General features: G+C 41.3%; 16 protein-coding genes. All 16 read left to right on the forward strand.

Annotated elements, in window-relative coordinates:
- Positions 1-3: 3 nt before the first annotated feature.
- Positions 4-597: a CDP-alcohol phosphatidyltransferase family protein gene (locus ACO05P_RS04860; protein ID WP_421753762.1), complete on the forward strand. Its 594-nt coding sequence runs from the start codon at positions 4-6 to the stop codon at positions 595-597.
- Between the two features lie 78 nt (positions 598-675).
- Complete coding sequence (locus tag ACO05P_RS04865; protein ID WP_421753763.1) at positions 676-1,815, forward strand: T9SS type A sorting domain-containing protein; 1,140 nt, start codon at positions 676-678, stop codon at positions 1,813-1,815.
- Between the two features lie 5 nt (positions 1,816-1,820).
- On the forward strand, positions 1,821-2,600 hold the full coding sequence (locus ACO05P_RS04870) for a hypothetical protein (protein WP_421753765.1): 780 nt from the start codon (positions 1,821-1,823) through the stop codon (positions 2,598-2,600).
- Positions 2,585-3,370: a hypothetical protein gene (locus ACO05P_RS04875; RefSeq protein WP_421753767.1), complete on the forward strand. Its 786-nt coding sequence runs from the start codon at positions 2,585-2,587 to the stop codon at positions 3,368-3,370. The genes ACO05P_RS04870 and ACO05P_RS04875 overlap by 16 nt, the downstream gene beginning before the upstream one ends.
- Positions 3,333-3,920 carry a hypothetical protein gene (locus ACO05P_RS04880; RefSeq protein WP_421753769.1) on the forward strand — a complete coding sequence of 196 codons (588 nt, stop codon included), beginning with the start codon at positions 3,333-3,335 and terminating at the stop codon, positions 3,918-3,920. Before ACO05P_RS04875 ends, ACO05P_RS04880 begins: the two co-directional genes overlap by 38 nt.
- Before the next feature lie 5 nt (positions 3,921-3,925).
- Complete coding sequence (locus ACO05P_RS04885) at positions 3,926-4,840, forward strand: energy transducer TonB (protein WP_421753771.1); 915 nt, start codon at positions 3,926-3,928, stop codon at positions 4,838-4,840.
- Between the two features lie 92 nt (positions 4,841-4,932).
- Positions 4,933-5,706, forward strand: coding sequence for a T9SS type A sorting domain-containing protein (locus tag ACO05P_RS04890; RefSeq protein ID WP_421753773.1), 774 nt, complete (start codon positions 4,933-4,935; stop codon positions 5,704-5,706).
- A gap of 81 nt (positions 5,707-5,787) precedes the next feature.
- Positions 5,788-6,669 carry a 4,5-DOPA dioxygenase extradiol gene (gene ygiD, locus ACO05P_RS04895; RefSeq protein WP_421753774.1) on the forward strand — a complete coding sequence of 294 codons (882 nt, stop codon included), beginning with the start codon at positions 5,788-5,790 and terminating at the stop codon, positions 6,667-6,669.
- A gap of 77 nt (positions 6,670-6,746) precedes the next feature.
- Positions 6,747-7,118 (forward strand): VOC family protein, encoded by a 372-nt coding sequence (locus ACO05P_RS04900; RefSeq protein WP_421753776.1) that lies wholly within the window; start codon positions 6,747-6,749, stop codon positions 7,116-7,118.
- Positions 7,119-7,183: 65 nt separating this feature from the next.
- Positions 7,184-7,537 (forward strand): YciI family protein, encoded by a 354-nt coding sequence (locus ACO05P_RS04905; RefSeq protein WP_421753777.1) that lies wholly within the window; start codon positions 7,184-7,186, stop codon positions 7,535-7,537.
- On the forward strand, positions 7,521-8,771 hold the full coding sequence (locus tag ACO05P_RS04910) for an RNA polymerase sigma factor (protein WP_421753779.1): 1,251 nt from the start codon (positions 7,521-7,523) through the stop codon (positions 8,769-8,771). Before ACO05P_RS04905 ends, ACO05P_RS04910 begins: the two co-directional genes overlap by 17 nt.
- A gap of 126 nt (positions 8,772-8,897) precedes the next feature.
- On the forward strand, positions 8,898-9,170 hold the full coding sequence (locus ACO05P_RS04915) for a YgaP family membrane protein (RefSeq protein WP_421753781.1): 273 nt from the start codon (positions 8,898-8,900) through the stop codon (positions 9,168-9,170).
- Between the two features lie 82 nt (positions 9,171-9,252).
- Positions 9,253-9,792 (forward strand): DUF1287 domain-containing protein, encoded by a 540-nt coding sequence (locus ACO05P_RS04920; RefSeq protein ID WP_421753783.1) that lies wholly within the window; start codon positions 9,253-9,255, stop codon positions 9,790-9,792.
- 48 nt (positions 9,793-9,840) lie between these two features.
- Positions 9,841-10,746: a T9SS type A sorting domain-containing protein gene (locus ACO05P_RS04925; protein ID WP_421753785.1), complete on the forward strand. Its 906-nt coding sequence runs from the start codon at positions 9,841-9,843 to the stop codon at positions 10,744-10,746.
- Between the two features lie 32 nt (positions 10,747-10,778).
- A complete protein-coding gene (locus ACO05P_RS04930) occupies positions 10,779-11,804 on the forward strand; it encodes a cytochrome-c peroxidase (RefSeq protein ID WP_421753786.1) in 1,026 nt (341 codons plus the stop codon).
- 44 nt (positions 11,805-11,848) lie between these two features.
- Entirely contained in the window at positions 11,849-14,215 is a 2,367-nt protein-coding gene (locus ACO05P_RS04935) for a DUF2339 domain-containing protein (protein ID WP_421753788.1), read from the forward strand.
- The last annotated feature ends 27 nt before the right edge of the window (positions 14,216-14,242 follow it).

Genomic DNA, 14,242 nt, shown 5'->3' on the forward strand with positions numbered 1-14,242 from the left:
ACTATGTTTCAAAATTTCACCTGGACCATTCCTAATGTCCTTTCGCTTTATCGCTTGATAATGTTTCCATTTATCCTCTATGCCTTATGGGTGGATTTGGAAGAAGTCTTCGCAATGTTGATCTGCATCAATTTAATTACTGACATCCTCGATGGATGGATTGCCCGAAGATTTAATCAAGCCACAGAGGTGGGGGCTCGCCTGGATTCCATGGCCGACATGGGAACTTATCTTTTGAGTTTTGCCGGGGTCTTTTATTTTAAAGTCGATATTTTGCAAAGTCACTTGCTGGCCCTTTATCCATTTTTCCTGCTCTTTGCCCTTTGTCATATTTTACCGCTCATCCGCTTTAAGCGCCTACCCAGCTTTCATTTGTACTCCTGGAAAATTGGAGGATATATTCAAGGCATTTGGTTTGCCAGTCTTTTCTTTATTGAGTTTTGGCCAGCTTATTATTACTTCATGGTTATCTGGGGAATCCTGGCATTTAGCGAGCATTTAATTATTCAATTTTTGATTGATGTAGCTCATTCTAATTTAAAAGGATTGTACTGGGTTGTAAAGGATCTCAAAGCAAAGAAGCAAGCCGCTAATTAGTCTTCAGAATTAATCATAGGATACGGATTTGAAAATTAGTGCGTTATGATTTCTAGTTAAACCAATCTAAACGCTTCCATGAAAAAGTTCTTTGCCCTGGCTCTTATTGCTTTGAGTATTGTTTCCTGTCAAGAAAACCCCAAGCCTGAGGATTACATCGCACTGGATGAAAATCAAGAAATCCAAAAGGAAAAATCCAAATTATTGCGCGACTTAGATTCGCTGCAAAGTCTGATTCTGCAATTACGTGCGGAAAAAAGCCAAAGAACCGAAATTCAGCCGCCTCAAAAAGGCGATACCATTTATTCCTTCATGAGCAGAGGCATGGCATTGCAAATCGACTTACCTCTGGCACAAAGCAGCAGTTTAGTCGTTCCAGAGGCCGTCACCCAATTTGAATCCCTGTCCAAACAAACCGGTGGTGACCTTAAAATTTTGGTAGATGCCAGCAAGATTGCCCGCAGTCTTAAGGATATCATTCGCGAAAATGGATCGGATCAATTGGATCTGATGATCATTATGGATGTTACTGCCAGTATGAAGAATGATGTGGAAAATGTAAAAAAGGGACTCAATTATATTCTGAATCAATTAAGTCGTTATAAGGGTGTGCGTTTAGCAATGGCCACTTATATGGATAAGCATGATAATCCGGATTGGTACCGCTATCAAGACTTTGGCAATTCTGTGCGCGACATCAAAGATTTTGTAAATCAGATTAGCTTAACTGGTAATACTTCTACGGCGGAGTCAGTCTATGATGGAGTCTATCGCGCTATAAATGAAGGATTCTTTCAGTCTCAACGCAAGCGAATGGTGATCCTTATTGGCCATGCTCCTTCCCACACTGGCGCATTAAGCAGTCATAGTCTGGAAGAGATTATTCAGATTGCCAATGCCCAATCCATCAAAATGAACTTCTACCCTATTCTTTTAGCCCAGGATCAAGGCAGTTATACCATGCAAAGTTCACGCAGTGATCTAATTAATGATCTATTCCCTAATCCTTCAAGAGGTGAGATTCGAGTTAAGTTTGAAGTAAATGAACTGCATACTATACAGGTCTTTAATCAGAATGGGCAAAAATTACGCGACTTTCAATACGATGGAGACGATTTACGACTAAACCTGGAAGATGCCGCCAATGGGGTTTATGTTTTGCGCAGCAATAATCAGGCAGGTGAATACGATGAGAAGAAGTTTATTATTCAAAAATGATGGAATTGAAAACACAGCTAATAATTCCTTATTCTCGCCTTATAGCTTTCACACTATTACTCGGATTAACAAGCTGTAGCCCCTGTCCCGACCCCTTTGAAGAAAGCCTAAATAATTATATTGAGCAAAGCTTACGAGAGCAGCTATTAATTGAGCTAGCTTCGATTAAAGCTAATGTGGCAGAAAGACCACAGAAATCAAAAAGATGGTATCCAAGCGTTCAGAAACTGGAGTCCTGGTTTTACGAATTTGACACGATTAAATGGAATTCTCCAGGTGATCGATTTGAAGATTACAAAGCGGCCATCAAATACTTAGGTTCACAAGCCAACAAAATCAATTCAGATATTGTCGAAAAACAAATTCTAGCCTCTGATATTCAAACCGCTGAGGAATGGCAGAAGGTGAAAAGTCAAATTCTGGTGATCATAATTGACATATATCAGACCTACCACAACATGTATGATGGGATTTATTGTGGTTTTACTCCTATTGAGATAAAGGTTGAACATCTTAGAGATCCGGATAAACTAAAGTCAGCGCTCTTATTCAAAGGAATACCGGCTATTGCTGCTCAAGCTTATTTAATCTTGGATAGTATAATCTATAATGGCCAAAGATTGAATGCTAATCTATACCCACAGAGCGATTCAGTTTTATGGAAAATGCCCCTAGGGAATTTGAAACCAGGCGAATATCAACTTAAGGCCGAGATGATTATGGTTTCTAGAAATTCAAATAAGGCCTTTAAATATCCTATAGATTTCAAATGGTCCGAAAAGTAATTGCACTAAGTTTAGTATGCCTAATTAGTGGTGCTTGCACAAATCCTGAAGATCAAGCTCAAGAGGAGCAGCTAAACCGAATGGAAAAACTCATCGAGGAAATAGTAGCCTATAAAAGCTCCTATCTCTATATCGACATGAAAGAAATTGAATCCGGATCACCTCATAAATATCGCAAATTCAAATACAGTGAATTCATAAGTGCTATTCGCAAGCATGTAGAGGATTTTAGAGCTTTAGATACCATTAATCCTCAAGATTGGCTGGAATTCCAAAATAAATGTCATGCATTTGAAAAGAATATTTTCATCGACAGCCTTCTCCCTGCCAGTTTATCAAGCACTAATCAAGCCTACCTAAAAAGGGAAGCACTTATCTGGCAATACGGCATTACTCAGGAAATCAGTAAAAACATAAGCATTTGTTACACAGAGCCTAAATCAATTATTGCCAACCGCTTTTATTACGACTCAATTCGTGAAGCTTACAAACTTGATTTTCAATCCGCTTATATTAATGGGAAGGAATACTTATCCATAGATTCCATCTACGATGTAGGACGTAATCAATTAATCCCTATTCCCATCCTGAAAGCTCCTCGTTGGAATTTAGAATTTGATTCCCTTCCGGAGGGTAAATACAAACTCTACGGGCAATACCATTCAATCTGGAATAACAGCGAATCCAATTTCACCCCTATTGAAACTGAATTCCATGTACCCCTAAAAGCTGATGAAGACATTTTTAACTTTTATCCTCCTATCGACTAGCTTTTTAAGCTGGTCTCAACCTTCATTTTCCGTTTCCATTCAATTTCAATTAAAGGATGAACAAGGGATTTTAAACTTCCAGCGTCTTTGCTCTGAATATCAGATTCGGGAATCTTCCAGAGCTACCGATTTGCGACCTTGTGACTTGACTAAAAAATATCGATCAGGCTATTATATTGATTCCATACAATCGATTCGTATTTCAGCTACCATCGTTTACAATGATGTAAACTTTGACATTATTAGGGATAGCGACACCATGCATATATGCTGTCCTACCTGGGTGGCCACCCAACGAAATTTTCATTTAGGAATAGTGCCTTTTGAAGCCGGTTATTATCAAGTCTACCAAAATGAAATAGACACCTTCAATTTAGCCAGGGGTCGTTACGATTATTATAATCAATTAGTAGCCCAGGTGAAAGCCGATCAGGAATATTACAGCTCCTATCAAAGTCAATTTACCTATCGTCAATTGATGAAGCTTCAGGCTTTGTATGGATTTCCCATCGGTTCTCTGGAGGAAAAAGAAGTGGTAGAATTTAAATAAAGTTCATGCTGAAAGCCGAAATTAAAGAACCTTGCCCGGCAGATTGGAATAAAATGAAAATTGGGGTTCACTCCCGGTTTTGTGAGAGCTGCTCCAAAAACGTGATGGATTTTAGTACCAAGAGTCGGGTCGAAATTCTAGCTTATTTATTGGAACATCGTGAGGAGCAAGTATGCGGAAGGATGAAGCGCTCCGAGGTAGATTTTAACTACGATGATATCATGGTGACCATTCAGGCCCTGAGCCAAAAACCCCAACACCGCAATAAAGCCTTTTATTTTTTGGCATTAGCGAGTTTATACCTCGCTTCTTGTGATGAGCCCATTGACCCTGCTAGGAATAGCAGCTATTACAGCCCCAGAACACTGAAAATGGCATCAGAAGCCATCCCGAAAGAAGAGCCGTATACTGCCGATAGCCTAAAGCCTAAATCAGCCGAAGTAAAAACAGATTGTCAGTTAGATACTCATCACCAAATTGAAAATGCGGATAGCTTGCCAATTGAAATTAGTTCGGGCTTGGTAACAGTTGGTGATATTTATCTTCCTCTCAAGGAACCCAGAGAAGGAGACACTTTATCAAATCCCGACTCCTGGCAATGCTACGACTACCATCAAGTTGAGGTACCCGAATTTCCAGGGGGAATAGATAGTCTGATGGCCTTTCTGAAAAAAGAGGTGGAATACCCCCAAATAATGGTCAAGGAAAATATAGAAGGCAAAGTATATGTGCAGATAGTCATCAGCAAAGAGGGAAAGCTTACTAATCCTAAAATAGTACGGAATGGCACAGGGTACACGGCTGCGGAAGACGCGGTCCTGGAAGCTTTAGCAAAGATGCCTCTGTGGAAAGTCGGTCAAAAAGATGGTAAAGCCGTAAATAGCCGCATGATTATACCAGTAAGCTTCCGTTTAGATTAGTGAATTAAATTGTTAAAAACCAAGGATTAAAATTAGAGCTTAATACTTTTAATACAGTATTTTGCTCGCTTGAAATCCCTTATCCCATAAACATGAAAAGAATAAGTATTCTAGCGAGTGCAATAATGCTGTGGGCCACTTCTGCACAGGCCACCATTGTGTACAACAACTTTAACCCAGACCATACCATGACCTTGAGTGATGGTACCCTCTCCTTCGACCTGGATGGGGATATGAATGATGATATCACTTTTGCGATTTCAGGAACCGGAGCCAATAATTATGTATTAAGTGTGACCGGACCTAAACTGGAATTTGTGGTAGACCAAATCGCTAATCCAAGCTATACCGAAAGCCTGTTTATTGGCAAAGAAGTACACAGCGGAAAAAAGTGGGCGGCTAATAATGTGCGTATTGCTTCTTCCAGCGGTAAAGACCTTGCGGGTAATCCCGAGTTTTTCATGGGTATTCGCTTTGTATCTGGTTCAAACTATTTCTACGGTTGGGCCTTAATGGAATTGAAATCGAATTTAGACCTGGTAATTAAAAGTGTGGCCTTCGACAATAGTCTTAATAAATCTATTGTAGTAGGAAACACTGGCGCCGTTTTACTTTCAGAAAAGGAAGTTCAAGAAATAGAATGGAGCATCTATCCTACTGTAGTTGAAAATGATTTCAATATCGAAGCTTCTGAAGAATTAAGCAGTTTGGAAATCTGGAATACTGCCGGTAGCCTGCTTAAGCAAGAAGAAATTAATGCAATGGAAGTTCGCATTGATATCGCTGATTTGCCCAAAGGCGTGTATTTGATAAAAGTACGTAGTCTGAAAGGTGAGCTTTTAGAAGATCGCTTGATCAAGCAGTAATAGCTTTAAAAAAACCACTGTAAAAACACAGTGGTTTTTTATTTGCTTATTCAATGTTTGAACATTAATTTAGCTAAAGCAATGGATCGCCTTAATTTTATACGTTTAGCTGCCCTCGGGGCCATAAGTCCAAGCTTTATGAGTTTACAGGAACTGTATCAGCATAGTCGCAGTTTGCCGGAGCAAGAAGCACTGCCCGTTTTATTTCTCGGTCATGGTAATCCGATGAACGCCATCGAAGAAAATGAATTTGTAGAAGGCTTTCGTAAAGCGGCCTTGCAAGTCCCTACCCCTCGAGCGGTAATCTGCATCTCTGCCCATTGGGAAACACAGGGCACGCGCATTACTGCCATGCCTCAGCCCAAAACTATTCATGATTTTGGTGGCTTTCCACGAGCATTATTTGAAGTAGAATACCCGGCACCAGGCGATCCTAAATTAGCTCAGGAACTGAAAGACTTAATTAAAGAGCCTGAGATTTTATTAGACCATGAATGGGGTTTAGATCATGGTGCCTGGTCGGTAATAAAGCACCTTTATCCTAAGGCCAATATCCCGGTTTTACAATTGAGTATTGACTACAGCAAAGGACCCCAATACCACTATGACCTAGCCAGGGCATTGTCTGTTTTACGTCGTAAAGGGGTACTCTTTATTGGTTCTGGAAACATGGTGCACAATCTACGTTTAACAGATTGGCGCCGATTGAATGACAATTTTGGTTTCGATTGGGCCTTAGAAGCGCAAGCCAAAATGCGCAATTTTCTTGAGCAGTGTGATGATCGATCTTTAATCGATTTCCGTAAACAAGGTCCAGCCTTTGATTTAGCTATCCCCAGCACTGAGCACTACATACCCTTGCTCTATACCTTAGGCTTAAGGGACCAAAAAGAAAACCTACGCATCTTTAATGATGAACCGGTGGGTGGTGCTTTAACCATGACCTCTGTTCAATACGGCTAATTTTTTTTCGGGGATTTGTCCCCTTCTCAAAAAACAGCTTCGTCTTAAGGGCAAATGTTTAATTAAAAGCTCTTACAATGAAGCATGCAATCAATTGGTTCGAAATTCCCGTTCTGGATTTGAACCGTGCTCAAAAATTTTACGAAAGCCTAATGGATGGTCCCATGCACAATATGGATATGGGTGAAAGTAAAATGGCCATCTTCCCCTCAGACTGGATGGAAGGCGCCGTTGGAGGTTCCATTTTCCATGGCGAAGGTATTGAACCATCTACTAAGGGAACAACTGTTTACCTCAATGGCGGTGAAGATCTTTCTCCCTATTTAGCTCGAGTAGAGTCGGCTGGTGGTCAAATTATTCTCCCTAAAACTGCCATTGGGGAAAGTGGTTTTATAGCCCTATTTATCGACACCGAAGGGAATCGGGTAGGCTTGCATTCTCCGCAATAATTTGCCCTTAATCAAATTCATTATTAAGTACATTTAGAAACCCTCATCACATTAAAAAATTGACAATGAAAGAATTTATGTTACTCTTCGTAGGAGCCGATTACGAAGAATTAGGCTTATCGCCTGAAGAATTACAAAACCGCATGGGCAAATGGTTCGCCTGGGGCGCGAAAATGGAAAAACAAGGAATCCTTCGTGGTGGTGATGCACTCTATGCCCAGGGTAAAAGAGTAACCGGTCCTCAACGCATTGTTAGTGATGGCCCTTTTGTGGAAAGCAAAGAACTTATTGGGGGCTATTATAAAATAGCGGTAGACAGCTACGAAGCAGCAGTGGAAGTAGCTCAAGACTATCCCGACTTTGATTTAAACGGAGCTGTGGAAATTCGCGAAGTGGTGAATTTTGACCAACAACAATAAGACAGAACCCATAGTAGACCATCTTTTCCGACATCAGTACGGGAAGATGGTCGCTATTTTAGCCCGCATATTTGGCTTACAGCATCTCGATTTAATTGAAGATGCCATTCAGGATACCTTTCTGAAAGCCGCTTTACAATGGCGGGAAAAACAACCCGAAAAGCCTGAAGCCTGGCTAACTCAAGCAGCAAAGAATCGGGTACTGGATTTATTGCGACAAATTCAAGCGCGACAGAAACGAGAAGCGGCCTTTCCTCATGCCTCTTCGGCCCTCGAAATCAATGAGCAATTTCTCGATCCGGAGATTGATGATGCTCAATTAAGGATGATTTTCGTGGCATGCCATCCTGCCCTCTCTTCCAGTGAACAGATCGCCTTTGCCTTAAAAGCCATTTCTGGATTTTCCGGTAAAGAAATTTCTTGTGCTCTGATGCAAAAGGAAGAGAGCATTAAGAAGCGTTTGCAAAGGGCTCGAAAGAAAATTCAAGAGGAAGGAATCCTTATGCGGTTCCCTGAACCTCATGAAATGGAGGCCCGTATGCAGGGAGTAATGCAAATCATCTACCTCATTTTCAATGAAGGCTTTCATTCCATTAAGGCCGATAGTCTGGTGGATAAAGAGCTCTGTGGAGAGGCCTTACGTCTATGTAAATTACTTCTCCGCAGAAAAACCTTCCGCAGTGGTAGTCTGTACGCCTTATTCGCGCTTCTTTGCTACAATGCAGCTCGCTTGGATGCCAAAGTTAGCGATGATGAGGTCCTTAATCTTAAACAACAAGATCGCCAAAAATGGTATGCTCCTCTAATAGAATTAGGTCATGATGCATTGTATCGCAGTCTCTATGATTTTCAAGATCGATCCGCTTATCATTTTGAAGCCCTTATAGCCTCCGAACATATCCGTGCTCTTAATTTTGAAAGCACCAATTGGTTGCAAATCTTAGCCTATTACGAAGAGATGTATCAATATCTTCCTTCCGCCTCTATCCTACTCTCCAGGGCCATTATCTATCTGCAAATCGAGAATCCCCATCAGGCGAAAGCCGAATTAGAAGCCATAGAAATAAAGGATCTGGAACAAAGAACATATCTCTATTACGCCACCTGGGCGGAATTCTATTTTGTGGATGAAAAGCCTAAGCAGGCTCAAGAAATGCTGGAAAAAGCTATTACACTCTGCCACAATAATTTGGAAAAAGCTTATCTAAAAAAGAAGCTCAAGCAAGTAGTTTAATCAGCAGCAATTTTCCATTAGTCACCTAAATTTTAGTTTTCATAAACAAGGGTTTAGACTCATATTTTTTAGTGGAAAAATTTGTAATTTAGTACTGGATTTGGAGGGGGCTCTAAGTCCAAACAAATGAAAAGTCATCGTAATATCGGTCGTACCGACCGCCGCATTCGCTTCTCTATTTCTTTCCTAATCTTGGTTTTGGGCCTCTGGCTTTTTAATGGTGCTTCTGGCGATACCCTAGGATTGAGCATTAGTATTTTTTCCGGGATAATTATGATTACCGCATTGGCAGCCTATTGCCCGGTATTGCATTTATTGCATCTACATAGTTTTAGTGAAGAGGAATTAAAAATTTATGGTCATCCTTACCATAACAAAGGCCAAATTCTAGAAGCATAGATTAAAGGCAATTGACACTTAATAAAGGCGTTTTAGCTTTATGCTAAACCGATTGCTACTACTCTTGGTCCTTCTGGGCCCAATGGCTCAAGCGCAACAAAATTGGGCCTTTCAGCTATCCAAAGCAGCTTTGGAACTCACCGAAGATGAGGTGATTTATGATCCCTCCTATTTTCGAATTCCCTATCCCAATGGAGATGTTCCCGCCGATCGTGGTGTATGCACCGATGTGGTTATTCGAGCTTATCGCAAATTAGGCGTCGATCTCCAAAAATTGGTACATGAAGACATGCTAGCTAATTTTAAACACTATCCTCAGAATTGGCAATTGAAAGCCCCAGATTCCAATATAGACCACCGACGGGTTCCCAATCTGATGAAATTCTTCAGTCGCAAGGGACAGACTTTGAGTCTTTCAAAGTCGCCAAAAGACTATAAAGCCGGAGACATTGTTTGCTGGGACCTGGGAAATGGCATTCTTCATATCGGCTTGGTGGTAGATCGCCTTTCGGCGGATGGCAATCCTATGATTGTACACAATATTGGCTCTGGTCAAGTTTTAGCCGATTGTTTATTCCAGTTTAGAATTATTGGTCATTATCGTTACCCACCAAAAACCTGAGGCTTACCAGAATGCAAAAAGATGTAACTTAGGGCAAATCTGTCCCTAATGAAGAACATTTACCTTTTTGCCTTAATCCTGCTTTTAGGCCCAGGGCTTTCTGCCCAATACTATCGTCAATATTTCGATGGTGCGGATACCTCCACCTATAATTCTGTTTTTGCCCTTATTGATAGCAATAGTGTCTGGCAAATTGGAGCTCCTGCTAAAAATTATTTTCAGCAGGCCGCCACTCAACCCAATGCCATTGTTACCGATACTCTAAATTCTTATCCTATCAATGACAGTTCAGCATTTCACATGAAAGTTCCAATATGGGCGCCAGTAGGAATTCTAGCCATAGAATGGATGCAGGCCCTGGATTTTGAAGATAGTATTGATGGAGGAATCCTAGAATTTCGATACACCGATACCTCTGCCTGGGAAAGTGCTTTTAACAATCCTTATGTATACAATTTCTTTGGTTTTGATAGCTCCAATGTGGCCACACTCCCGAATGGTGAGTTGGCATTCACCGGAAGTCGAGATATGCATAATGTTTGGCTATGCCTGGATATGAGCTGGCTGGCACAGTTTAGTACTGATACTATCGAAATCCGATATCGAATTCTTACCGATTCGGTAGATACGCAGCAAGACGGCTGGTTATTGGATAATATTAATGTGCATATAACCGGTATTCATACCATTAATGAGGTGGATCAAGGTGCATTTATGACGGCCAGCCCCAATCCTACCTTTGGACCGATAAAGCTCAATGCACGTAAAACCGGGCAGGTACAGTATATCGAATCCATTGAATTATTGGATCTATCCGGAAAAGTGGTGCAATCCTGGGACAAAAGCCCGACTAAGTTTGATATCGATATTTCCGGACAAAAAGCTGGAGTTTATATTTTAAGAGTAAAGAGCAATATTAAGAAGGAGGAGTTCCGTATAATGCTACAACCTTGATCAAACCTTATCGAGTTATTTTGGGTCTTTTCATGCTTTCCCTGATTGCTTTTAAAGCGGATAGGACCAAAAGCGAAAGCTGGCCATTGCCGGAATTGTATTTCTTTCCTCCCTTACCCGCCGAATTTAAAGTACCCAGCAAGGCACAAGTTGAATTAGGCCGATACTTGTTTTACGATCCCATTCTAAGTGCTAATTCTAAAGTATCATGTGCTACATGCCATAAACAAGAATTTGCCTTTGCGGATCGTGGCAAGCGCTTTAGCCTTGGAGTGGCAGGCCAGAAATTAGATCGCAATAGCCCTGGCCTTTTTAATTTAATTTGGCAACAAAGCTTCTTTTGGGATGGACGAGCCAGCAGTTTGCAAGAACAGGCCTTTTTTCCGGTGCGCCACAGCTTGGAAATGAACCTTAAATGGTCGGAAGCTGAAAACAGAATCCGCCAATCAGCATTATACCCTGCCCTATTCGAGTTGGCCTATCCCGGGAAGGAAATTGACAGCAGTTTAATTTGTCAAGCCTTAGCCGATTTTCAATCCATCCTCTTTTCCCAAGACTCGAAATACGATCGGGTATTGCGAGGTGAAGATCATTTTACAGCACTGGAATATCAAGGTTACACCCTGGTTAATTTGCAGGATAAAGGTGATTGCATGCAATGTCATATTACCGATGCCCATGCCCTGGGTACCACGGGCGATTTCAGCAATAATGGTCTGGATTCGGCTCAAGGGCCGATGGATTATGTCGACAAAGGCCAAATTGAATTTCGCGGTCAGGATCGCAATGGCTGGTTTAAGATTCCTTCCCTTCGCAATGTTGCCCTTACCGCCCCCTATATGCATGATGGTCGCTTTGAAACTTTAGAAGAAGTCATCGATTTTTACAGTGAAGGTCTGGCCAAACCTTATAATGTAGATTCGAAATTGCAGCATGCTCATAAAGGTGGAGTGCATTTAACAAATCAAGAAAAGAAAGCCATTCTGGCCTTTTTACACACCTTAAGTGATTCTGTTTTTATTCAAAACCCGGCCTACAGCAATCCCTTTAGCAATTAGGGAAAATGCTTAGCTTTCGCTGATTAAATCCTCTTCCTAATCCCATGAGCATAGAATCGGATAAAATTAAATCGCTGGAAGAAAGGCTTTTAAACCTTCAAATCCAGCACGAAAGGAACAATCGAGAAATTCGTTTGCTTCAATCCGAAATTGCCAAATTAAAGAGTGAAGGTACAGAGGCCGCTGCCCTGGAAAAACGATGGACAGAGGCGGTAAAGGAAGACCAAAAGCCTGTTGAGTCAATATCCTCCAAGGAACCAGATACCAAAGCTCCTGTTAAACCCGAAAAGGCTAGGGATGCCGGTCAATTTAAAGTCCCTCCAAAAACTAAAAACCGCAGCCTGACTTGGGATTTAGAAAAATTCATTGGCGAAAACCTCATAAATAAAATTGGCATCTTACTCACCGTAATAGGTGTGGTAGTGGGAGCTAAATACGCCATTGATCATGAAATGATTAATCCTGCCACCCGTATTCTTTTAGGCTATGTAACGGGATTTGTCTTATTGGGCATCAGCTTAAAGCTGAAGAAAAACTACCTCAATTTTAGCTCGGTGCTATTGGGGGGGTCCTTGGCTATTTTGTACTTCATTTCCTATGCCGCCTATTCCTTCTATGCCTTTTATAGCCTAGGCTTAACCTCAATCTTAATGTTTGTGGTTACCGTAGCAGCGGTATTCGCGGCACTTCACTTAAATCGCTCGGTAATTGCCCATTTTGGCTTAGTGGGCGCTTATGCCATCCCCTTTTTAGTAAGCACCGAATCTGGAAATTACGAAGTGCTTTTTGCTTATATGGCAATAATTAATCTGGGCATCCTTTTTATATCCATCCGAAGAAACTGGCAATCACTCTATTATTCAGCCTTTGTATTCACCTGGCTCATTTTCGGGGTATGGGCAGGGATGGATTATGAAAACCGTAGTCAGAACAGTGCTCACCTCTTCCTGGCGCTCTTCTTTTTGATTTTTGTTGCCGCTCGATTAGGCTATCATCTAATTAAGAAACTTCCACTTAAGGAAATTGACCTCCCTGTCTTGTTCAGTAATAATCTGGTCTACTATGGATTGAGCTATTATCTCTTGCAGGAGACTGGTCAAATGGATCAGTATTTAGGTCTTTTTAGTTTTAGTCTGGCCCTCTTTAATGCTTTGCTTTGTTATGCCGTTTACCGCTGGGCGCCCGAAAACCGCAACTTGTATTGGGTGCAAATGGCCTTGGCTATCTTATTCTTTAGCCTGGCGATTCCTGCTCAATTTGATGGGAATACCATTACCCTAATTTGGTGCTTGGAAGCGCTAATCTTCTTTTGGTTGGCCTTGGAAAAGGAGCTCAAGAGCTTTCTATACTTTGCCTATCCGCTATTCCTCCTCGGCTTTTTCAGTTTGATGAGTGATTGGAATGAAGATTACTTTCAGATCAGTCGGGAAATTAAGCGCAGTCGAAGCAGCTTTTTCAATCTACCCTTCTTGTATAGCCTCATCACTGTAAGCTTTGGCTATGCCATTTTGTGGATGCAAAACCGCAGTCGGGGAACACAGCTTAAAGCTGAAGATACAACTGTCGGTTTTGATCGCATCATTGCGGTAATCAGCCTTTTTAGCACTTGGTTCATCTTTCGCCAGGAAATCCATTTTTATTGGCATAAACTCTATCTCTTAAGCGAATATGAAATAGAGATGACCAATTATTCCTATGAACGCTATAATCGGAATTACGATTATTTAGGCTGGGCCTGGGAGTTCCTTTTTGGCATTCTGTTTTTACTGGTTTTACAGATCGTAAATCAGTGGCGACTGCATTCCAAACTATTGGCCAATGCTCTCAAATACCTGAACTGGTTGGCCATTCCCGCCTTTTTAATTGCCGGCATTTCCTCCCTGGCCGAAATTGCCGATCATTACAGCATGGCCTTAGAGGATTTACATCAAAAAGCCAGCTTAAGTCAAATGCTTCTGCGTTATCCAGCCTTCTTAGCCTTAGGCCTATTGCTCTTTTTCAGCTGGCGCAGCAGTCAGAAAAGCTATTCGGCCTATCGCAATGTAAAACGTTTGGAAATCTTCATTCACATTACGGTGCTTTGGATGCTCTCCGCGGAATTATTACACATTTTCAAACTGGCCCATTTCGATGGCTACACTCAATTACTGCTGAGTATATTATGGGCATTGTACAGCTTCTTCCTAATAGCTCAAGGCATGTCTAAAAACAAGAAACATTTGCGCATTACAGCCATGGTGTTCTTTGCTTTGATCTTGCTGAAGTTGATTCTTTGGGATTTGAGTTCTTTGAGCAGTTTATCCAAGACCCTTGTCTTAATGGTTGTTGGTGCTTTGCTCTTACTTAGTTCATTCTGGTACAATAGGCAGAAGAAAGATCTACAGGAAGGTACGGATCTGGAAGACAATTAAACATGACTCTTCAAGCCAAATTTATTT

This window comes from Croceimicrobium sp., assembly GCF_965228705.1.
In the GTDB taxonomy this organism is placed as follows: domain Bacteria; phylum Bacteroidota; class Bacteroidia; order Flavobacteriales; family Schleiferiaceae; genus Croceimicrobium.